General features: G+C 72.8%; 20 protein-coding genes and 1 pseudogene. 9 read left to right on the top strand and 12 right to left on the bottom strand.

The window, feature by feature from the left end; all coding sequences use genetic code 11:
- Nucleotides 1-8 precede the first annotated feature (8 nt).
- Entirely contained in the window at nucleotides 9-1,469 is a 1,461-nt protein-coding gene (locus DV20_RS09970; protein WP_456356068.1) for an aminotransferase class I/II-fold pyridoxal phosphate-dependent enzyme, read from the top strand.
- A 55-nt stretch (nucleotides 1,470-1,524) separates the two neighbouring features.
- Here the strand turns inward: DV20_RS09970 and DV20_RS09965 are convergent, their stop codons facing one another.
- A complete protein-coding gene (locus DV20_RS09965; RefSeq protein WP_043778665.1) occupies nucleotides 1,525-2,004 on the bottom strand; it encodes a hemerythrin domain-containing protein in 480 nt (159 codons plus the stop codon).
- Between the two features lie 95 nt (nucleotides 2,005-2,099).
- Here DV20_RS09965 and DV20_RS09960 point away from each other — a divergent pair.
- Nucleotides 2,100-3,193: pseudogene (locus DV20_RS09960) on the top strand (carboxylate-amine ligase).
- Here DV20_RS09960 and DV20_RS09955 read toward each other — a convergent pair.
- Nucleotides 3,190-3,576 carry an STAS domain-containing protein gene (locus DV20_RS09955; protein ID WP_043778661.1) on the bottom strand — a complete coding sequence of 129 codons (387 nt, stop codon included), beginning with the start codon at nucleotides 3,574-3,576 and terminating at the stop codon, nucleotides 3,190-3,192. The pseudogene DV20_RS09960 and the gene DV20_RS09955 sit on opposite strands and share 4 nt — an antisense overlap.
- A gap of 113 nt (nucleotides 3,577-3,689) precedes the next feature.
- On the opposite strand from DV20_RS09955, the gene DV20_RS09950 reads away from it, so the two are divergent.
- Together DV20_RS09950 and DV20_RS09945 are read left to right on the top strand one after the other, a co-directional pair.
- Entirely contained in the window at nucleotides 3,690-4,823 is a 1,134-nt protein-coding gene (locus DV20_RS09950) for a carboxylate-amine ligase (protein WP_043778658.1), read from the top strand.
- 8 nt (nucleotides 4,824-4,831) lie between these two features.
- On the top strand, nucleotides 4,832-5,827 hold the full coding sequence (locus DV20_RS09945; protein ID WP_043778655.1) for an iron-containing redox enzyme family protein: 996 nt from the start codon (nucleotides 4,832-4,834) through the stop codon (nucleotides 5,825-5,827).
- A 54-nt stretch (nucleotides 5,828-5,881) separates the two neighbouring features.
- On the opposite strand, the gene DV20_RS09940 is transcribed toward DV20_RS09945, so the two are convergent.
- Together DV20_RS09940 and DV20_RS09935 are read right to left on the bottom strand one after the other, a co-directional pair.
- Nucleotides 5,882-6,094: a CDGSH iron-sulfur domain-containing protein gene (locus DV20_RS09940; RefSeq protein ID WP_043778654.1), complete on the bottom strand. Its 213-nt coding sequence runs from the start codon at nucleotides 6,092-6,094 to the stop codon at nucleotides 5,882-5,884.
- The gene (locus DV20_RS09935; RefSeq protein WP_043778651.1) at nucleotides 6,081-6,800 is read right to left on the bottom strand and encodes a methyltransferase; all 720 of its coding nucleotides are present in this window, start codon (nucleotides 6,798-6,800) and stop codon (nucleotides 6,081-6,083) included. Before DV20_RS09935 ends, DV20_RS09940 begins: the two co-directional genes overlap by 14 nt.
- Before the next feature lie 154 nt (nucleotides 6,801-6,954).
- Between DV20_RS09935 and DV20_RS45780 the strand changes: the two genes are divergently transcribed.
- Nucleotides 6,955-7,119: a hypothetical protein gene (locus tag DV20_RS45780; RefSeq protein WP_167344370.1), complete on the top strand. Its 165-nt coding sequence runs from the start codon at nucleotides 6,955-6,957 to the stop codon at nucleotides 7,117-7,119.
- 63 nt (nucleotides 7,120-7,182) lie between these two features.
- Here the strand turns inward: DV20_RS45780 and DV20_RS09930 are convergent, their stop codons facing one another.
- Nucleotides 7,183-8,457 carry an ATP-grasp domain-containing protein gene (locus DV20_RS09930; protein WP_043778648.1) on the bottom strand — a complete coding sequence of 425 codons (1,275 nt, stop codon included), beginning with the start codon at nucleotides 8,455-8,457 and terminating at the stop codon, nucleotides 7,183-7,185.
- Between the two features lie 83 nt (nucleotides 8,458-8,540).
- Here DV20_RS09930 and DV20_RS09925 point away from each other — a divergent pair, with 83 nt between their 5' ends.
- Nucleotides 8,541-10,043, top strand: coding sequence for an FAD-dependent oxidoreductase (locus tag DV20_RS09925; RefSeq protein WP_043778645.1), 1,503 nt, complete (start codon nucleotides 8,541-8,543; stop codon nucleotides 10,041-10,043).
- Between the two features lie 33 nt (nucleotides 10,044-10,076).
- On the opposite strand, the gene DV20_RS09920 is transcribed toward DV20_RS09925, so the two are convergent.
- Nucleotides 10,077-10,601, bottom strand: coding sequence for a DUF1360 domain-containing protein (locus tag DV20_RS09920; RefSeq protein ID WP_043778642.1), 525 nt, complete (start codon nucleotides 10,599-10,601; stop codon nucleotides 10,077-10,079).
- Between the two features lie 94 nt (nucleotides 10,602-10,695).
- On the opposite strand from DV20_RS09920, the gene DV20_RS09915 reads away from it, so the two are divergent.
- Together DV20_RS09915 and DV20_RS09910 are read left to right on the top strand one after the other, a co-directional pair.
- Complete coding sequence (locus DV20_RS09915) at nucleotides 10,696-11,709, top strand: DNA topoisomerase IB (protein ID WP_043778640.1); 1,014 nt, start codon at nucleotides 10,696-10,698, stop codon at nucleotides 11,707-11,709.
- An 80-nt stretch (nucleotides 11,710-11,789) separates the two neighbouring features.
- Nucleotides 11,790-12,128, top strand: coding sequence for a hypothetical protein (locus DV20_RS09910; protein ID WP_235190765.1), 339 nt, complete (start codon nucleotides 11,790-11,792; stop codon nucleotides 12,126-12,128).
- A gap of 228 nt (nucleotides 12,129-12,356) precedes the next feature.
- Here DV20_RS09910 and DV20_RS09905 read toward each other — a convergent pair whose 3' ends face one another.
- On the bottom strand, nucleotides 12,357-12,737 hold the full coding sequence (locus DV20_RS09905; protein ID WP_043778635.1) for a VOC family protein: 381 nt from the start codon (nucleotides 12,735-12,737) through the stop codon (nucleotides 12,357-12,359).
- Between the two features lie 4 nt (nucleotides 12,738-12,741).
- Nucleotides 12,742-13,755, bottom strand: coding sequence for a YihY/virulence factor BrkB family protein (locus DV20_RS09900; RefSeq protein WP_043778632.1), 1,014 nt, complete (start codon nucleotides 13,753-13,755; stop codon nucleotides 12,742-12,744).
- Between the two features lie 53 nt (nucleotides 13,756-13,808).
- On the opposite strand from DV20_RS09900, the gene DV20_RS09895 reads away from it, so the two are divergent.
- Nucleotides 13,809-14,276 (top strand): SRPBCC family protein, encoded by a 468-nt coding sequence (locus DV20_RS09895; RefSeq protein WP_043778629.1) that lies wholly within the window; start codon nucleotides 13,809-13,811, stop codon nucleotides 14,274-14,276.
- Nucleotides 14,277-14,587: 311 nt separating this feature from the next.
- On the opposite strand, the gene DV20_RS09890 is transcribed toward DV20_RS09895, so the two are convergent.
- Genes DV20_RS09890 through DV20_RS09875 form a run of 4 tightly spaced genes read right to left on the bottom strand, consistent with a single transcriptional unit; the run spans nucleotide 14,588 to nucleotide 20,541 of the window.
- Nucleotides 14,588-16,180, bottom strand: a complete 1,593-nt coding sequence (locus DV20_RS09890; protein ID WP_043778627.1) for a phytoene desaturase family protein — start codon at nucleotides 16,178-16,180, stop codon at nucleotides 14,588-14,590.
- A 17-nt stretch (nucleotides 16,181-16,197) separates the two neighbouring features.
- Nucleotides 16,198-17,271: an NAD-dependent epimerase/dehydratase family protein gene (locus tag DV20_RS09885; protein WP_043778625.1), complete on the bottom strand. Its 1,074-nt coding sequence runs from the start codon at nucleotides 17,269-17,271 to the stop codon at nucleotides 16,198-16,200.
- A 34-nt stretch (nucleotides 17,272-17,305) separates the two neighbouring features.
- Nucleotides 17,306-19,330 carry a CocE/NonD family hydrolase gene (locus tag DV20_RS09880; RefSeq protein WP_043778624.1) on the bottom strand — a complete coding sequence of 675 codons (2,025 nt, stop codon included), beginning with the start codon at nucleotides 19,328-19,330 and terminating at the stop codon, nucleotides 17,306-17,308.
- A gap of 20 nt (nucleotides 19,331-19,350) precedes the next feature.
- Nucleotides 19,351-20,541, bottom strand: coding sequence for a zinc-dependent alcohol dehydrogenase (locus tag DV20_RS09875; RefSeq protein ID WP_043778623.1), 1,191 nt, complete (start codon nucleotides 20,539-20,541; stop codon nucleotides 19,351-19,353).
- Nucleotides 20,542-20,611: the final 70 nt, after the last annotated feature.

The following is a 20,611-nucleotide window of genomic DNA, read 5'->3' as shown; positions in this document are numbered from 1 at the left end:
CCGCCGCAATGGACCACAGCAAGGCACCGGTGCTCGAGGCGCTGCGCGACTACCACAGCACCGGCTACGTCCCGTTCAACGCTCCCGGCCACAAGCAGGGCCGTGGCATCGACCCGCGCGTGCTCGAAGTCGTCGGCGCCGACGTCTTCAAGTCCGACGTCATCGCGCTCAACGGCCTCGACGACCGGCTCATGCGCCAAGGCGTGCTGGCCGAGGCCCAGGCGCTGATGGCCGACGCGGTCGGCGCCGACCACACCTTCTTCTCCACCTGCGGCAGCTCGCTCTCGGTCAAGAGCGCGATGCTCGCCGTCGCGGGCCCGCACGAAAAACTGCTGGTGCCGCGGCACGTGCACAAGTCGGTGATCTCCGGGCTGATCGTCAGCGGCGTGCGGCCGGTCTGGGTGCGCCCGCACTGGGACGCCGAGCGGCACCTGAGCCACCCGCCGGGCGTGCGGGAGTTCGCGGAGGCCTACGAGAGCGACCCCGAGGTCAAGGGCGCGCTCGTGGTGACCCCGACCGACTACGGCACCTGCGGCGACCTGCGGGCGATCGCGGACTGGTGCCACGAACGCGGGCTCCCGCTGATCGTCGACGAGGCGTGGGGCGCGCACCTGCCGTTCCACGACGGACTGCCGCCGTGGGGCATGGACGCCGGAGCCGACGTGTGCGTCACGAGCGTGCACAAGATGGGCGCCGCGGTCGAACAGAGCTCGGTCTTCCACCTGCAGGGCGACCGCGTGGACCCGAACGTGCTGAAGGCGCGTGAGGACCTGCTCGGCACGACCAGCGCGAGCTCCCTGGTCTACGCGGCCCTCGACGGCTGGCGGCGGCAGATGGCCGAACAGGGCAAGGAGCTGATCGACGGCGCGCTGACGCTCGTCGATTCGGTGCGCGGCCGGCTGGCGGACCTGGGCGTGACGGTGATGCACGACGAGTTCCTCGGCCCGGACCTCGCCGATTCGGTCGACCGGCTCAAGGTCGTGCTCGACCTCGACCCGCTGGGCATCAGCGGGTACCAGGCCGCCGACTGGCTGCGCGAGCACCAGCGCGTGACCGTCGGCCTGTCCGACCACCGCCGGATCGTGGCCCAGTTCAACCACTCCGACGACGAGAAGACCGCGAGCACGCTGGTCGACGCGATCGACGCGCTCGTGAAGGCCGCGCCGTCGTTCGAGAAGCCGCCGAAGGTGGACCTGCCGTCGCCGCGGGAGATGGAGCTGGAGACGGCGATGCTGCCGCGCGACGCGTTCTTCGGCCCGGCCGAGCAGGTGCCCGTGGCGGAGGCGGCCGGCCGGATCGCGGCCGAAATGATCACGCCGTACCCGCCGGGGGCGCCCGGCGTGCTGCCCGGCGAGGTGATCACCCGGCCGATGCTCGACTACCTGCGCAGCGGGCTCGGCGCGGGCATGCAGCTGCCCGACCCGGCCGACTCCGACCTCGAGTCCATCCGCGTCGTCGCGAAGCACTGACAGCGAGAGGGGGGCACTTTCCCGGGAAAGTGCCCCCTCTTCGTGCGTCGGGGGATCAGGCTTTGGCGCTCTTGAGGTCCAAGGGGTTCTTGGGCGCGGCGGAGCGGGCGTCGATCATCCGCTGCCCCAGCTCCTGCAGCTGCTTGCGGCCCATCGCCGAGCGGACCTCGGGGAACCACTCGTCCTCTTCCTCTTCGACGTGGTGGCGGACGTTCTCGGTGAGCACGGTGACCTTCGCGTCGAAGGTCTCGTCCTTCGGGTCCATGCCGAGCAGCTCGGACAGCATCCACACCACGACGTGGTGCTCCTCCACGCTCTCCAGGACGTGGTCCTTGGTCTCCGGAACGGCTTCCCGGGCCGCCGGGTAGAAGATCTCCTCCTCGATGTAAGCGTGGACAGTCAGCTCTTCGATGATCGAGTCCGCGATCCGGCGCTTCTCGTCGTACGCGTCCTCCCCCGCCTTCTCGAATTCCTTGAAGAGCTTCTCCACGGTCTTGTGGTCGTTCTTGAGCAGCACGATGGCGTCGGTCGACATAGCCGGGCGGATACCCGCTCACGGCGCGGGAAAACCCGTTTGCCGATACACCCGTCCGGGTATCCACCGGGTCCCCGACCTCCAGGAGAACACCCGTGAACCACCCGACGGGCGATGTGCTGACATTCGGCATCGAAGAGGAGTTCTTCGTCGTCGACCGCCGCGGCCACCTGTCCCACGCCGGCGACGACGTCGTCGACGCGGCCGAAGCCGCCGGCGACGACCAAGGCGAGCTGCAGCACGAGCTCACCCGGTCACAGGCCGAGGCGGCGACCGACGTCTGCCGGACCCACACCGAAGCCCTGCGCCAGCTGCGCGGGTTGCGCGGAGACCTCATCGGCGCCGCCCGGCGGCGCGGGTACCGCGTGCTGCCCGCCGGGTCCCCGCTGCTGTACGAAGCGGACCCGCCGGTCATCACGCCGAACCCGCGCTACGAGCGGATGGCCGAGCACTTCGGCGCCACCGCGCGGACCTCACTCACGTGCGGCTGCCACGTGCACGTCGCGATCCCGGACAAGGAAGCCGGCGTCCAGGTGCTGAACCGGATCCGGCCGTGGCTGCCCGTGCTGCTCACGGTGACCGCGAACTCGGCGATCTCCGACGGCTACGACACGGGGTACTGCAGCTGGCGGTACCAGCAGTGGAGCCGGTGGCCGTCGGCGGGACCCCGCCGCGGTTCGCGTCGCTGGACGAGTACGAAAGCATCGTCGACGGCTGGCTGCGCGCGGGCTCGATCCTCGACCGCGGGATGATCTACTGGGACGTCCGGCTGTCGGACAAGCAGCCGACGCTGGAGTTCCGCATCGCCGACGTCGCGGCGGCCCCGGAAGACGCGGTGCTGCTGGGCGTGCTGGCCCGCGGCCTGGTCGCCACCGCACTGGCCGACGACGGGCCGGTACCGGACCTGTCGAACGAGGTGCTGCGCGGCCGGCTCTGGCGCGCGTCGCGCGAAGGCGTCACCGGCTGCTGCCCGCACCCGAAGACCGGCGACCTGGAACCGACGAAGGCGGTCCTCGAAGACTTGGTCGAGCTGACGGCCCCGGCCCTCGAAACGGCCGGGGACCTCGACTACGCGCGGGAAGGAACGGCGCGGCTGGCGGCCGAAGGCGGCGGGGCGGACCGGCAGCGGCGCAAGTTCGCGGAGCGGGAGCGCGCCGAGGACGTCGTCGACCTGCTCACGGGCGACTAGTCCGGGAGCCGGTCGAGCAGCTCGAGCGCCCGGATCGCGGCACGCGACCCGCCCGGGTCGACGACCAGGTGGACCCCGGCCGCTTCGGCGTGCCGGTGGGCGCGCAGCAGCACGCGGATGCCCGCGACGCCGAGGAAGCAGACCTGGCCGAGGTCGACCCGCAGCACCCCCGGGCGGGCCCGGAGGTGCTCGTCCAGCACCGCCGCCAGCGAGGCCACCGTGCTCAGGTCGATCTCGCCGGTGACCTCGACGACGACCGCGTCCGGGCTCTTCCACCGGACGCGGCTTCCCGGGTCGCCTTCGGACGGGGCCCGCGGTGCGGGCAGGTCACGCGCCTGCGCGGTGTCCGCCCCGATCACCCGCAACCGCTCGTGAGTCGTCATGGCTGCCAAGTACCCGCCGCGCGCTCACGGCGAAACAAGCGCGGGGTCCGGGCGCATTTCCGCGGCGGAAGCGGGTAACCCCGGCGGACGCCCGTCCGGAAGGAGCCAGCCCCATGTCCGACGGCCCGCCCACGATGGGTGTCGAAGAGGAGTTCCTCCTCGTGAACCCCCGCACCGGGCACGCTTCGCCGTGCGCCGAACCGGTGCTGGCCCGGTACCGCCACCACGGGCCGCTGCCCGAGGGCGTCCGGATCCACCGGGAACTGCGGCTCACGCAGCTCGAAGCCGCCAGCGGCGTCTGCACGACGGCCGACGAGCTCCGCCACCAGCTGACCGCCGCGCGCCGCGTGCTGGCCGGCGCCGCCGCGGCCGAGGACTGCGCGCTGCTGGCCACCGGCACCCCGGTCGGGCCCGGGCCGGCCACGCCGCCGCCCGCGAGCACCGGCCGTTACGCGGAGATCGACGCCGCCTACGGCGCGGTCGTCGCCGACTACGAAGCCTGTGGGTGCCACGTCCACGTCGGGGTGGCCGATCCCGACACCGCGGTCGCCGTCGTCAACCACCTCGGCCGGTGGCTGCCCACGCTGCTCGCCCTGTCGGCCAATTCGCCGTTCGACCAGGGGCGCGACACCGGCTACGCCAGCTGGCGGATGGTCCTGCAGTCCCGCTTCCCCGGCTCCGGCGTCGCCCCGCACCTGCGCGGGCACGACGAGTACCGCCGGGCCGTCGAGACGCTGGTCGAGTGCGGTGCGCTCGTCGACCCGGACCAGACGTTCTGGCTGGCCCGCCCGTCCGGCCGGTTCCCGACCGTCGAATTCCGGGTCGCCGACACCGCGCTGACCGTCGACCACGCCGTGCTGCAGGCCCTGCTCAGCCGGGCGCTCGTGCAGCGGGCCCTGACCGACCTCGCCGAGGGCCGGGAGGCCGCGCCGCTGTCGCCGCAGGTGGCCGCCGCGGCCGTCTGGACCGCGGCGCGCCACGGTCTTTCCGGGGACCTGGTGGACGCGGCCGAACAGACGCGGCGGCCCGCGTGGACCCTCGTCGACGAGCTCGTGGCGCACGTCCAAGCGCCCTTGGCGGAGAGCGGCGACCTGACCGAGGTGCGCAAGCTCCTCGACGCGGTGCGCGATGGCGGCACGGGGGCCGACCGGCAGCGCGCGCTCACCGATGCCGGGACGGCGGCCGCGGTGCGGTGGCTCACCGCGGCGACCGTGCCGGCCGCGCATGGAACGCTGCTGACCGGGTAACCGCGATCATGACGACTTCCACCACCGATCGGGTCGCCACCCTGCCGGCCGCCCGGGGGCCGCTCTCGGAGTCGGTGCTGGCCACGCTGCTGCGCACGCAGCCGCGGGCGGACCTGGACTTCGACGGGCTCGCGGACACCGATCCGCTCGGCGACGACCTCCAGCTGGCCCTGCACCTCTGCTACGAACTGCACTACCAAGGCCTGCCGGGCGTGTCCCCCGACTGGGAGTGGGACCCGGAGCTGTTGCGCCTGCGCGGCGCCTTGGAGGCGCGGTTCCTCGCCGCACTCCGCGAAAACGTGCCGGGCGGCGACGACGTCACGGGCGCGCTCGACGCCCTGCTGGTCGAGCCCATCGACGTCGAGGGGGTTTCGCACTACCTGCGCGACCACGGCGACTGGGCCCAGATGCGCGAGTACTTCACGCACCGCTCGATCTACCACCACAAGGAAGCCGACCCGCACGCGTGGGTCATCCCGCGGCTGCGCGGCCGCGCCAAGGCCGCGCTGGTGGCGGTGGAGTTCGACGAGTTCGGCGGCGGCCGCGCGGAACTGGTGCACGCCCGCCTCTACGCCGACCTGCTGCGGGCGGCCGGCCTGCCCGACGGCTACCTCGAGCTCATCGACCAGGTCCCCGGCGAGATGCTGGCGGTGGTCAACATGATGTCGCTGTTCGGCCTGCACCGGTCGCTGCGGGGCGCGCTCTGCGGGCACTTCGCCGCGGCGGAGATCACCACGGCCCCGTCCGCGCAGCGGATGGACCAGGCCCTGCGGCGCCTGGACGCACCGGAAGCGTGCCGGTTCTTCTACACCGAGCACATCGAAGCGGACGCGGTCCACGAGCAGGTCATGCGGCACGACGTGCTCGGCGACCTGCTGGAGCAGGAGCCCGGGCTGGCCGCGGATGTCGTGTTCGGCGTCCAGGCGACCGAGTTCCTGGAGGGCCGCTTCGGCGAGCTGGTGCTGAGCCGCTGGAAGGCCGGGCAGTCGTCCCTGCGGACCTGACTCCCCGAACCCGGCGAAGAAGGCCTCCCGGTGAGCCGGGAGGCCTTCGGTGTGTCAGTCGTCCGCCTGTGTCCGGACGCGCTTGCGGTGGCTGGTGTCGCAGAACGGGAACCGCTTGCTCCGCCGGCACGCGCACACCGCGACCAGGAACCGGTCGGACCGCACGAGCTCGCCGTCCGGGGTGCTCAGCTCGACCGGACCTTCCACCAGGACCGGGCCGCCCGGGACGACGGTGACCCGGCGGGGACCACGCTCAGCGGTCGGCACGGAGCACCACCAGCTCTTCCATCCGCTGGCCCGGCTCGATCAGCCCGGCCGCTTCGAGGAACTCCGTCCGTCCGGACAGGACCGGCCCGAACGGGATCCTGGCGCTGCGCACCACCGAAGTCCGCAACCCCTGCGCCGCCAGCATTTCCCTCGATTTGTCCACACCGGACATCGCGGACTGCACGAGCAGCATCGTCCCGCCCGGGCGCAGCAGCGTGGCCGCGGCGGTGCACAGCGGGTCCAGCAGCGCGCGGCCGTCCGGGCCGGCGTCCCAGCCCCGGGTGGACCGGACCGTCGGTGCCGGCGACGGCACGTACGGGGGGTTCGCGACGACGACGTCGAACGGGCCTTCGCGCAGCGCCCGGGCGAGGCCGCCCCGGCACGGGCGGACAGCGAGCTGGCGGACCAGCGCGTTGAGCCGCGCCGACGCCAGCGCCCGGCGTGAGAGGTCGACGGCCACCACGGTTCCCGCGCCGCGGCGGGCCAGCGTGATCGCCTGCGCGCCGGTGCCGGTGCACAGGTCGAGGGCGCGAGCCCCGGCCGGGATGGTCAGATCGGCGATCGCCGAGGCGAGCAGGGCGGTGTCTTCCTGGGGGCGGTAGACGCCGGGCAGGCGCAGCATCCGCGGGGCGGGCGGCACCGGTGAGTGGACGACGGACCGGGCAGCCAAGGGGCCCGGGCGGACGGGTTCCGCCGACGTGGTCATCTGGGTCTCCTTCACTCGCCGCGGTCCCGGCGCGATCGCCGGCGCACAACCGCGTCGATCCGGCTTACCCGGAGATCACCGCCGCAAACGCCGGCGGTTGAGCCGGACGCGGCGGGGTATCCGGTGCGGAAAGGACCCGTGAAGGAGGTACGAGATGACGTCCGAAGAGCGTACGCAGCACCCGACCGAGCCCGCCGAAGGGCCCCGCGGCGACGACCCGCACGGTGACACGCCGGAGGCCCAGCGCGAGACCCTCCGCGGCGAGCAGGGCACGTCGGGCGGGGACGAGCACGACGACAGCGACCCGCAGTCGGGCTGACCCGCGACGAAAAGCGGGGGTCTCGTTCGGACAGTCCGAACGCGACCCCCGCTTTTTCGCGGCTCACTCCTCGGCGAACTCGAACGGCAGCGCGTCCACGCAGGCCTGGTACTTCTGCACCATCTCGTGTTCGGTGTGCCCCGCGACGAACAGCTGCGCCAGCTCGAAGCTGTAGCTGTCCTGCTCCGGCAGCTCCGACAGCCGCTGCCCGACTTCCGGCACGATGGAGATCTGCGTGCCGTCGATGCGGTCCTGCACCGCCGCGATCTCCTCGGCCGTCGGCACCCGCGTCACCACGCCGTCTTCGAACCGGCGCAGGTACCACTTGGCGGCGATCTGGTAGGTGCCCTTCGTGGGACGGCGGCCGGGGTCCTGGCCGAGGCCGAGGCGGACCATGATCTCGTGGTTGGCGACACCGTCGACGAATTCGAACAGCTCCGCGTGCGACTGCGAGTGCCGCAGGTTGATCTCCAGCAGGCACACCTGGCCGGATTCGGGGTCGCAGAAGAACTCGATGCTGAAGGTGCCGTTGTCGAAGCCGATCTGCTTCATCACCCGCTCGGCGACGTCGCGCATCCGCTGGACGGGCTCCTCCCCCAGCTGCGACGGGTACTGGTGGCGCAGGAACGACGAGCTGTCCGGGTAGTTGATCGAGTCGAGGGCGCCGTAGACGGTGACCTCGCCCTGGTAGACGTACCCTTCGACGGCCGCCTGGACGCCGTGCAGCGCTTCCTCGGCCAGGCAGGCCGCGCCGCCCACCCTGCCGATCTCCGGAGGCAGGTCGACCTGCTGGAGCACGAAGCCGAACGGCTCCCCCACCCGGCCGACACCGGCCCGGATCTCGGCCACGGCGTCGGCGAACTCGGCGTCGTTCTCCGCCTTGAAGGCGAGTTCGGAAGAGAACGACTTCACCGGCTTGAGCCACATGGGGTAGCCGACGCCCTCCGGCGGGGCCGGGTGCTCGGCGTCGAGGTCGACGATGCCGAAGTTCGGCAGCTCGTCGATCGCCTTTCTCTGCTCCAGCCGGCTCCAGTACTTGTGCTCGCACTTCAGCACCGCCTCCAGCGCCACGCTGGGCAGGTCGTAGCGGGCGCAGAGGATGGGCACGAGCGACGCGGCGGGGAAGTCCCAGTAGCTGACGATCGCGCCGACCTCACCGTCGAACGCGTCCACTTCGTGCTGCGCCGTCTTCAGCAACGCTTCGAAGTCGATTTCGCCGTGTTGCAGCTCTTCGGGGGTCAGCAGGCCGTGGAACCGGTAGCCGCCGGCCCAGGGAAGGCGTTCAAGAACGCGCTGGTTCTCCTCGTCCAGGCCGATCACGAAGATGTCGGTACTCATGAGCAGGGGCTACCCGAGGCGCCGATCAGGCCAAACGGGCCGGATGGCCGGTTTGATGACGTCGTCAGCGGGCATCCGCGGGTATGACAGCCCTGCCCGAACCGCTTTCGCTGTGGGTGGAAACCGCCCCTTCTCCGGACCGCACCGGCGTGCCGGTGCCGGAGTCGGCCGACGTCGCGGTGCTCGGGGCGGGCATCGCCGGGCTCACGACCGCGCTGCTGCTCGCGCGCGCCGGCCGGTCGGTCGTCGTGCTGGAGGCCGAGCGCGTCGCCGCCGGGGTGTCCGGCCACACCACCGCGAAGGTCAGCGCGCAGCACGGGGCCAAGTACGCGGACCTGACCTCCCGCCACGGCGCCGGCGCCGCCAAGGCCTACGCCGGCACCCAGACCGCGGCCGGCGAGTGGATCGCCGCCACCGCGGCCGAGCTGGGGATCGACTGCGGTTTCACCCGCGCGGACAGCTACGTCTACACGACGCGGGAAGCCACCGTGGACTCCCTCAAGCGCGAGGCGGACGCGGCCGCCGCGGCGGGCCTGCCGGCGTCCTTCATCGAAGACGTCGCGCTCGACGTGCCCGCGCTCGGGGCCGTGCGGACCACCGGGCAGGCGCACTTCCACCCGCGCCGGTGGCTGCTCGGCCTGGCCGCCGAGATCGAGCGGGCGGGCGGCACGATCGTCGAGCACGTCCGGGCGACGGCGCTCAACGGGCAGACCGTCCGCACCTCGCGGGGTGACGTCGCGGCGGGCGAAGTCGTCGTCGCGACCCACTACCCCGTGCTCGACCGCGGCCTCTACTTCGCCCGGCTCGACCCGGTGCGCGACCTCGTCGTCGCCGGTCCGGCGGCGGGCGGCGCCGCGCCCGCGGGCATGTTCCTCGACGCCGACACCCACCACTCCGTGCGCGGCTACACCGAGCAGGGGACGCCGATGGTGATCGCCGGCGGCGAGCACTACCGCGTCGGCGCGCACGTCAACGTCGAACGCCGGTACCGGCGGCTCGCGGAGTGGGCGGACGAGCACGCGGGCCTGCACCGCGTCACCCACCGCTGGTCCGCCCACGACATGTCGACACCCGACCTGCTGCCCTACATCGGCCGTTACCTGCCGGGGACGAAGAACCTGTGGGTGGCCACCGGGTTCGGCCAGTGGGGCATGACCGGCGGCACCGCCGCGGGCCACGTGCTGGCGGCGCGGATCCTCGGCGAGCCGCACCCGGCCGCGGACCTGTTCGACCCCAACCGCTTCGACGCCCGCTCGGTGCTCGAGGTGGCCCAGGACAACCTGACCGTCGCGAAGTACCTCGTCGGCGACCACGTCGCCGCGCTGTGGCGGTCGGAGAAGCTCGACGACCTCCGGCCCGGCGAGGCGGAGGTGGTGCGCGTGGGCGGCGAGCTCGTGGCGGCCCACCGCGACGAGGCCGGGAAGCTGCACACGGTCGGGGCGCACTGCACCCACCTGGGGTGCCTGGTGTCGTTCAACGACGCCGAAAAGACCTGGGACTGCCCCTGCCACGGCTCGCGGTTCGGCGTCGACGGCGAAGTCGTGCAGGGCCCGGCGGTCCGTCCGCTGCGCCGCGGTCCGGAGTGAGCCGGCGGGGACGTCCCCCGCCGGCTCGTCCGCTCACCGGGACGCGAGTTTCTTCCCCGCGTCGTACAGCAGGTGCAGCGCGTCCGCCATGCCCACGGCGGTCAGCACCGTGGCCGCCAGGCGCGTTGCCCGCGGCGCGATCACCAGGCCGGCGGCCAGGCCCGTGCCGAGCCAGACGTTCAGGCAGAACGGGCACGACAGCAGCTCGCCCGCCGCGTGCTCGACGTGCCCCTTCCCGGGCACGGACTCGTTCAGCTCGGTGGCGCCCGCGGACTCCTCGTACCGGGTGAACGGGGCCCGCAGCGGGCTGGTGACGGCCGCCTTCCCCAGCATGCGGCTGGCTTTGAACGTCGCCGCGCCCAGCAGCACCGTGTCGCCGGCGCCGAACCGCTCCGGCAGCCGGGCGCCGAGCGCGCGGCCGAGCACCGTCAGACCGCCCACCAGCGCGCTGTAGGCGCCCATCGCGCCGACGTACCCGGCGAGCGGCCGGTCTTCGTCGCCTGCGTAGCTGCGCTGAACCTGCTTCGCCTTCTCGGCGACGTCCTCGATCACGCTCATCAATGCTCCTCTTCCGGTGCTTCCGCCGGGGGCTACCCGCCGTCGCGGGCGGCAATCATGGTTTCCCGGTACGCCGGGCGGGTATTTCGCGGCGGTGGGACGCACCAGACTCCGGCGCAGTGACCTGCGCGGCCCGGGCATCAAGCGGATCCGCCGCGGCCGCGGGTTCTCCTATGCCATGCCCGACGGCTCGCCGGTGACCGACGACGAGCTCCTCACGCGGATCAAGGACCTCGTCATCCCGCCGGCCTGGCGGAACGTGTGGATCTGCCCGTACCCGAACGGGCACGTCCAGGCGGTCGGCACGGACGACGCCGGGCGGCGCCAGTACCTCTACCACGAGCAGTGGCGGCGCGACCGCGACGAGGAGAAGCACGACCGGGTGCTGCAGATGGCGCGCCGGCTGCCCGCGTGGCGCGCGTCGGTCGCCGAGGACCTGGCGGAGTCCGGTCTCACCCGGAAGCGGGTCCTGGCCGCGGCGTTGCGCATGCTCGACCGGGGGATCTTCCGCACCGGCGGCGAGGAGTACGCGGAGGAGAACGGCACCCACGGCGTCGCCACGCTGCTGCGCTCGCACGTGGCCGTCCGCGGCGACGAATGCCGGTTCTGCTACGTCGCCAAGGGCGGGCTGGACCGCGAGGTGGCCATCTGCGACGCGCAGCTGGCGGCGGTGATGAAGTCGCTGCTGCGCAGCCGCTCCGGCAGCGACCGCCTGCTGGTGTACCGCGAGGGCGGCACGTGGCACGAGGTGCACGCGGCCGACATCAACGAGCGGTTCAAGGAGCTGGCGGGCGAGGACTGCACGGCGAAGGACATGCGCACGTGGAACGCGACGGTGCTGGCCGCGGCGGCCTTCGCGGCCGCGGACCCGCCGACGTCCGAGACGGCCCGCAAGCGCGCGGAGGCGAAGGTGATGAAGGAGGTCTCCACGGCGCTCGGCAACACCCCGGCGGTGTGCCGCTCGTCCTATGTGGACCCCCGCCTGGTGGAGGCCTACCGCGCCCAGCGCACGATCGCCCCCGCCCTGAAGCGCGCGGCCCGCCTCGACGGCGACGAGGCCAGGGCGGTGCTGGAGAAGGCCTGCGCACGGTTGCTGAACGCGTCCTGAGGGGAGACACGGTGAGTGAGCAGGGATCCATCCTAACGTGTACTGGCCCGCGGCCGAGGTCGTCGGGGACCCTGGAGAGGATGACATCGGAAGCCTCCCCCGTGCGCTGGCGCGCGTCGATCGCCCTCACCGTGGGCGGCGACGGGCCGGTGTCGAGCATCGTCGAGTCCGAGCACGGCAGCGAGGGGTCGGCGCGGGAGTGGGTCGAGCGGAAGCTGCCCAGCACCCGGTTCCCGGCGTGGATCCCGGCGGCCCGCAGGCGCGACGGGATCGAGTTGTTCGGCCGGGTCGCCCGGGGACGGGTGGTGACCGGCCGGCTGGTGCCGACGTGGGAGTCGGACACGGGGACCGCGGTGTGGCACGCCGACCGGGCCGGGGACCAGGTGCAGTGGCGCCGCTGCCCGGCGGGGGAACGCTGAGGTTCCGGATCGGCTGAGTCTGCGGGCGGGCCTGTTGCGGGTTCGATCGGGTCCGGGTGGCGCTGAGGCCGTATTCGATCAGTTCCGGGTCGCGATGAGCCCGGCAGGGGATGCAACCCCGAAGCGGCTCCGGCGCGCCCAACGCACCCGCCGCACGGCGGTCGATGCGTCGGGCGCAACCCACGCCCTATGGGCGCGCCGGCCGTCACCGGAGGGTCGGTCAAGCGGTCAGGCCGCGTCCACGTCCGTGCGCAGCAGGCAGAACTCGTTGCCCTCCGGGTCCTGCAGGACCACCCACGACTCCTCGCCCGTCTGCCCCACGTCCGCCGGACGGGCGCCCAAGGCCGTCAACCTCGCCAGCTCCGTCTCCTGGTCCACCCCCGCCGGGCTCACGTCGAGGTGCAACGGGAGCTTGCCGGCGCGGGGGTTGTCCGTCTGGGCCAGGATGAGCGTCGGCGGGCCCTCGCCGAAACGGGCGCCCGCCGGGCCGAGGGCCAGGCCGTCCGGCTCGTGGCCGATCACCTCGTAGCCGAGGACCGCGCACCAGAACTCCGCCAAGCGGTCGGGGTCGTGGCAGTCCAGCACCAGTTCGGTGATCCGGCAGGCCATCCGCTCACTTCCGTTCCGACTCCGCCACCGCCGCGGCCTCGTCTTCGTCCATCGCCTTCGTGTCCCGCGGCGGCAGGAACGGCTCCTCCTGGTCCTCCTCACGGCCCGCCTCGATCGTGCGGCCGCGGGCGAGTTCCGCGTCCAGCTCGGCCCCCAGCAGGATCGCGATGTTGGAGATCCACAACCATACAAGGAACACAATCACCCCGGCCAGCGAGCCGTAGGTCTTGTTGTAGGAACCGAAGTTCGCCACGTACAGCGCGAACCCGGCCGACGCCAGCACCCACAGCACCACGGCCAGCAGCCCACCGGGCGTCAGCCACTTGAAGCTCGGCTGCCGGACGTTCGGCCCCACCCAGTACAGCAGCGCGAACGCCACGCTGACCAGCACCGCGATCACCGGCCACTTCGCGATGTCCCACACCATGACCCCGGTCGAGCCCAGCCCGATCAGGTCGCCGATCCGGCGGGCCACCGAGCCCGTCGCGACCACGCCGACCGCGCACAGCGCCAGCAGGATGACGATGGCGACCGTCAGCGCCACCCGCAGCGGGATGACCTTGTAGATCGGCCGCCCCTCCGGCATGCCGTAGATCGCGTTCGACGCCCGCATGAACGCGCCGATGTACCCCGACGCCGACCACAGCGCGCCCAGCAGGCCCACGATCGCCAGCGGACCGGCGAGGCTGCGCGAGCCCGTCAGCTCCTTGATCGCGCCGACGAGGATGTCCTTGCCCTGCCCCGGGACGATCTGGTTGACGTTGTCGATGACCGTCTGGATCTTGTCCGGGCCGAGCAGGCCGAGGATCGCGGTGAGCACGATGATGCCCGGGAACAGCGACAGCACGCCGTAGTAGGTGAGCGCCGCCGCCCAGTCCGTCAGGTTGTCCCGGCTGAACTGCTTGAAGGTGCGCTTCAGCACCGCACCCCACGACCGCTTAGACAGCTCTCCCGGTCCTTCGGGTTCTTTTCCGTGTCTGGCCACCATCGCCACCTCCTGCTCCGTCCCGGCGGGCATACCCCGTCCCCGAGTGGGTATTCCTGTCCCGTCACCCGAAGCAGGAGGAAGCCGTGCCCGAGGTAAGCCGCGTGATCGACGTACCACCCGACGCCGTGTTCTCGGTGCTCGCCGACGGCTGGCTCTACGCGGGCTGGGTGGTCGGCAGCTCCCACATCCGCGACGTCGACGAAGACTGGCCCGCGGTGGGTTCCCGGATCCACCACAGCGTGGGCCCGTGGCCCTTCCACATCCAGGACGTGACGGTGGTCCGGGCGGTCGAGCCGGGCCTCTCGCTCTCGCTGGAGGCCCATGGCTGGCCCCTGGGCGCGGCCGCGGTCGGCTTGACCCTGATCCCGCACGGCGACGGTCAGACGCTGGTCCGGATGACCGAGCACATCACCCGCGGCCCGGGCAAGGTGCTCCCGGAGGCGGTGCAGGCGCTGATCGCCAAGCCCCGCAACACGGAGTCCCTGGCCCGCCTCGCCGACCTGGCCACGGGCAAGCACGCCCGCGCCCAGCACGGCCACCCGAACCCGTAGCCCCGGCCGCCCGAGCCGGCTCACGCTTCCGGCTCGGGCTTCGCAAAGGTTCGGCTCGGCTTTCTACACCAGCCCCGTCCGCACAGCCCAACCACAGGCCGCGCGCGATACACGCAGCCATCCCGACCCGCCGACTCAGCCTCAGGCCGCGCGGGATGACCGCCCCACCCCGGCCGGCCCGCCGACTCAACCGCACGCCGCGCGGGGCGACCACCCGAACCAGCCCCGCCGACACAGCTCAATCGCAGGCCGCGCGATACAAGCCCGCCCGCACAGCTCCACCGCAGGCCGCGCGATACGCGCCCGCCGGCTCAGCCGTAGATGGCGCGGTGCGCCGCCCGGATCACCGCCGCATAGCCGCCGCCGAGTATTCCCGCCCTGGCGAGGGCCGCGCGGGCCGCGTTCGCTCCCGGGCCTCCGTGGACCGCTCCGCCCGGGTGGGCCGATGCTCCCGCCAGGTACAACCGGTCCACCGGGGTGTCCGAGCGGCCCGTGCTCGGCACCGGGCGGAAGAACAGCTGCTGGTGGATCGCCGTCGTGCCGCCGTTGACCGCGCCGCCCACCAGGCCCGGGTTGTGGCCCTGCAGCTCCGTCGGGCCCTGCAGGTAGCGGGCCTTGATCAAGCTCGTGAAGCCGGGCGCCTGCGCCTCGATCGCCTCCTCGATGCGCTTCACCCGCCGCTCCAGCGCCGCGCGGTTCTCCATCGTGCCGCGCGGTACGTGCGTGTACGCCCACGCCGCTTCCGTGCCCGCCGGGGAGCGGGTGGGGTCGCTCGTCGTCATCTGGCCCAGCAGCACGAACGGACGGCGCGGGGTACGGCCCCTGGCCAGCTCGCCGCCGAAGGCCGACAGCCCGTCCAGGTCCGCTCCCAGGTGGATCGTGCCCGCGCCGCGCGCCGCCTCGGCCGTCCACGGGATCGGGCCGGACAGGGCCCAGTCCACCTTCACCGTCGCGCTGTCCCACTCGAAGTTGCCGAGGTCGGAAACCAGCCGTGGCGGCAGCCGGTCCTCCCCCACCAGCTCGCGGTACAGGATCGGCGCCGGGACGTCGGCGAGGACGGCCTTGCGCGCGCGGACCGGGTCGCCGGCGGCGTCCCGGACGCCGAGCGCGCGGCCGTCGCCGATCAGGACCTCGCGCACCGGTCGTCCACAGTGGACGACGCCGCCGCGGGACTCCAGCCGGCGGACCAGCGCCGCGGCCAGCTCGCCCGCGCCGCCTTCCGGGACCGGGAACCCTTCGTCCTGCCCGATCATCGCCAGCAGCCAGCCGAAGACCGCGCTGGCCGCGTTGTCCACCGAGAGGTCGCTGTGGGCGGCGTTCCCGGCCACGAGCAGCTTCGCGCCCTCCCCGGCGAACAGCTCGTCGCCGAACCGGCGCGCCGGCAGCGTCAGCATCCGGGCCAGGCGCAGCGCGTCTCCGGTTCCGGTGCGGCGCACCAGCTTCAGCGCCGGGCGGACCGGCGGGAACGGCGTGAACAACGCGTTGAGCAACGGCTCGCGGATCCCGCGCCACTGCTCGAACAACCGCCGCCACGCGTCGCCGTCGCCCGGGGCGAACTCGTCGGCCGACGCCGCCGTGCGGTCGACGTCGCGGGACAGCAGCGCGCACCGGTCGTCCGGGAGCACGTGCGCGAGGACGTCGGGGGCGTGCCGCCAGCGCAGGCCGTGCTCCTCCAGCCGCAGGCCCCGGATCACCGGGGACACCGCGCTCATCGGGTAGAACGCGCTGAAGAGGTCGTTGCGGAACCCCGGCTCGGTGACCTCGGCGGTGCGGATCGCACCGCCTGCGTACTCCGTGGCCTCCAGGACCAGCACGGACCAGCCCGCGTCGGCCAGCAGGTTCGCCGCCACCAGGCCGTTGTGCCCGGCGCCGATCACCACCGCGTCGGCGGCTTCCGTACTCACTCCGGCCTCCCGGCTGGTCAGGCTTGCGACTGGTGGCTCGGCCCGACCCGGGTGAGCGAGCGGAGCCGGGCCAGTACCCCGTCGCGGCGCGGCGGGGCCAAGGGTGGGCTCGCCGCTCCCGTGCCCGCCCGGAGCCCGGAGACCAGGTCGGCGAGCGCGGCCGCGGCGTCATACCGAGGTTGCCAGCCCAGCGCGGTCTCCGCCAGCGTCGTGTCGGCGAGGGCGGCGCGGTCGGCCAGCTCGAGCCAGCCCGGGTGCACCGGCAGCACCCCGCCCAGCCAGGCCGCCCGGGTCGCGAGCAGCACCACCGGCTTGGGCACCGGGACGCGGCCTCCCCCGAGGACACCGGCCAGCGCGTCGGCGTCGAGCACCTCCGGCGCGGCCAAGTTGACCGCGCCGGTGAAGCCGGTGGCGAGGATCAGCCGGATCGCTTCGGCGACGTCGGTGGTGTGCACCACCTGCGCCCGCAGATCGGTCCACAGCGGAACCGGCAGCCGCCGCCCGCCGACGAGGTGGGCGGGCACCGCCGGGCCGAGCAGCCAGCGCGCGAACTCCCCGGCCGCGCTGCGGTGCACGATCGCGCACGGCCGGATCCGCGCCAGCCGGACCTGCGGGTGCTTCTCTTCGAACCGGTCGAGCAGGGTCTCCAGCGCGGCCTTGCCACGGCTGTAGGCACTGCCCGCGATGCCGTCGCGCGGGAAGTCCTCGGCCACCTTCTCCCAGCGCGGCGCCGGCCCGTAGGCGGCCACGGACGAGGCGACGACCACGTGCGCGACCCCGGCGGCCGCCGCCGCGGCGAGCACGTGGCGGGTGCCGTGGTCGTTGGTGCGCCACATCGGCGGATCGCCGCGCACCGGCGAGATCGCCCACGCCAGGTGGACGACGGCGTCCGCGCCCGCGAACACCTCCGCCAGCTCCTCCTCGGCACCCGGGAGACCGACGTCGACGGCCCGCCAGCCCGCTCGGCGGTACGGTTCGACGGTCGTGTCCGGCAGCCGCCGCGCGAGCCCGACCACGTCGTGGCCGGGCTCGAGCGCGGCCAGCAGCGCCGTTCCGACGTTCCCGGTCGCCCCGGTGATCACGATGCGCACCCGGAAGGCGTACCCCCTGTCGTGGCGCTGAAACTCAGACGAGGTCCCGGGGGATCCGCCGGTGCCAGTTCCGCGAGACGATCCGGCGAGCGCCGTCGTAGCCGTCGAGCCGCGCGTCGATGACGAATTCGGTCTCGGTGCAGGACACCCGGGTGCAGGTCTCGCTGCGCGCCACCCAGTCGCCGCGCGCGAAGGTGACGTCCCACGCGGCTTCCGCCACCGGCGAGCAGAAGTCGTCGGCGACCCAGCTGTACCGCTCGCGGACGTCCCGGGTGACCTCCAGGTCGAGGTCGTCGTACCGCACGGTTCCGGCGTCCTTCACGATCTCCAGCGCCGACCGGTAGTCGACGAGGTCACGGGAGACGGTCCAGCGCTGCTCCCCCGGGGTGAGGGCCGTCACGGACATCGGCGGGGCGCCTTCGGGTTCGCCGAACGGCCGGGCCGGCAGCTCGTCCGGCTCGGCGACCGGGCGCACCGGCAGCTCGAGCGCGCTGTGTCCGGTGTGGACACTCAACAGCACCGGTGCCGGCGGCGGCCAGGCCAGCGGCCAGTAGGACGTGGACAGCGATAGCCGGATCCGATGCCCGGCGGGGAAAGCCTGCGCCACGGCGTTGAGCTCGATCTCGACGGCGCACCGCTCCCCCGGCTCCATCGGCGCCGGCTCGTCGTGGCCGTCGCGGTGGGTCAGGTTGAGCAGCCCGTAGGTGACGCGCGTGGCCCGCCCGTCCGGGGCGACGTCCGAGATCCGGGCCGCGATCATCGCGACCGGCTGGTCGGCCGAGACCTCCAGCCGCACCTTCGGGGAGCCGAGGATCTCGCAGCGCTCGGTGAGCACGTCGGTGTCGAACACCAGTGACCCGCCGTCCTCTTCGCGCTGGTCGTAGGGCAGGTCGGGCGGGGCGCTGTAGGACGCCCACTTGCCGGAGAACTGCCCGACCGACAACGGCGAGGACACGGTGAGGGCTTCGTCGGCAACGTCCTCACCGGGCCGCGCGAGCCGGTGCCGGGCCAGCGGCAGCCGCTGCGGCTCGACGTGCGGCGACGGCCAGGTGGCCTCGCCGACCCAGCGGCCGGGCCGGTCCTCGTACGACGTCGACGGCGGCACGCTCTCCTGCATCCAGGTGCGCAGCATCGGCCCGTCCATCGCCCCGTTCTCCTCGCCGCGCAGCCAGTGGTCCCACCAGCGCACGACCTCCTGGAGGTAGCCGATCGCCGGGCCCGGCTGGCCGAGGTGCGGGTACTTGTGCGACCACGGGCCGATCAGCCCCCGCCGCGGGACGTCGAGGTGCGCCAGCAGCCGGATGACGGCGTTGGAGTAGCCGTCGGCCCAGCCGCTGGAGGCCAGCACCGGCACCTGGACGTCGCTGTAGTTCTCCGACACCGACGCGTGCCGCCAGTAGTCGTCGCGGCGCTGGTGGCCGAGCCAGTTCTCGATCCACAGGCTGCAGTTTTCGAGGCGCTCCAGCCACATTTCCCGCCACCGCTCGCCGACGACCGCCGGATCGGGCGGCAGCGTGGCGTAGGCGAACATCGTGCCGGACTCGGCGACGTTGTCCGACAGCAGGCAGCCGCCCATGTAGTGCATGTCGTCGGCGAAGCGGTCGTCGGTGAACGACGAGATCACGATCGCGCGCAGGCTCGGCGGCTTCCGCGCCGCGACCTGCAACGCGGCGAACGCGCCCCAGGAGATCCCCATCATCCCCGTGTCGCCGGTGCACCACGGCTGCCCGGCGATCCACTCGAGGACCTCCTCGGCGTCGAGCTGCTCGCGTTCGAGGTACTCGTCGGCCAGGACGCCCTCGGACTCGCCGGTGCCGCGGATGTCCACGCGCACGCAGGCGTACCCGTGCCCGGCGAGGTAGGGGTGGTGGATCGAGTCGCGGGGCGCGGTGAGGTCCCGCTTCCGGTAGGGGATGTATTCGAGGATCGCCGGTACCGGCTCGGCGTCCGACGAGACCGGCCGCCAGATGCGGGCGGACAGCACGGTCCCGTCGGGCATCGGGATCCGGACGTGGTCGGACTCGGTGATCTCGTACGGCAGCGAGGTGACGGCTCGCAAGAGCAACTTCCTCCCGGGGGTTACGCGTTCGGCTGCAGCAGGATCTTCTGGGCGCCGTCGAGCTTCTTCTGGAAGATCTCGTACGCGCGGGGCGCCTCTTCCAGGGGCAGCTTGTGCGTGGCGAAGCCTTCGACGCCGAGCGGGTCCCCGTCGGCGGTCAGCACCGGCATGATGGCGTCGAGCCAGTGCCGGACGTTGGCCTGGCCCATCCGCAGCTGGATCTGCTTGTCGAACAGCTCCATCATCGGCATCGGGTCGACCATCCCGCCGTAGACGCCGGACAGCGAGATGGTGCCGCCGCGGCGGACGCTGTCGATGGCCGCGTAGAGCACGCTGAGCCGGTCGATGCCGGCCTTCTCGGTGATCTTCTCGCCGAGCGGCTGCGGCAGCAGCCCGACGAGGGTGTGCGCCAGCTTGCCGACCGGGGCGCCGTGCGCCTCCATGCCGACCGCGTCGATCACCGAGTCCGCGCCGCGCCCGTTCGTCAGCTGCCGGATGGAGTCGCCGATCTCCTTGTGGTCACGCGTGTCGAGCGCGGTGGCGCCGTGTTCGCGGGCCCGGGCGAGGCGCTCGGGCACCAGGTCGACGCCGATGACCTGGCCGGCGCCGCGGTGGCGGGCGATCCGGCAGCACATCTGCCCGATCGGGCCGAGACCGAACACGACGACCGTGCCGCCGTCGGGGACGTTCGCGTACTCGACGGCCTGCCAGGCGGTCGGGACGACGTCGGAGAGGTAGACGAACCGCTCGTCCGGCGGGCCGTCCGGGACCTTGATCGGGCCGTAGTGCGCCTGCGGGACGCGCAGGTACTCGGCCTGGCCGCCGGGGACCTGGCCGTAGAGCTTGGTGTAGCCGAGCAGCGAGGCGCCCTTGCCGTGCTCCCTGACCTGGGTCGTTTCGCACTGCGACTGCAGGCCGCGCTCGCACATCCAGCAGTGGCCGCAGGAGATGTTGAACGGGACCACGACCCGGTCGCCGACCTTGAGGTTCGTCACCTCCGGCCCGACCTCTTCGACCACACCCATCGGCTCGTGGCCGAGGATGTCGCCCTCCGTCATGAACGCGCCCAGCACCTCGTACAGGTGCAGGTCGGAACCGCAGATCCCGGTCGAGGTGATCCGCACGACCGCGTCCGTGGCTTCCTCGATCTTCGGGTCCGGCACCTCCTCGACGCGGACGTCACGCTTGCCGTGCCAGGTCACTGCCTTCATGGCTCTCCCTATTCCGCGGGCGGGGGTCTCCGCCCCGGCTTCCCGGGAGTGACACCGGGCAAACCCGCCC

This window comes from Amycolatopsis rifamycinica (assembly GCF_000695625.1).
GTDB lineage: Bacteria > Actinomycetota > Actinomycetes > Mycobacteriales > Pseudonocardiaceae > Amycolatopsis > Amycolatopsis rifamycinica.
The sequence above is the reverse complement of the archived record's forward strand: the minus strand, read 5'-3'. Positions and strand labels throughout refer to the sequence as shown.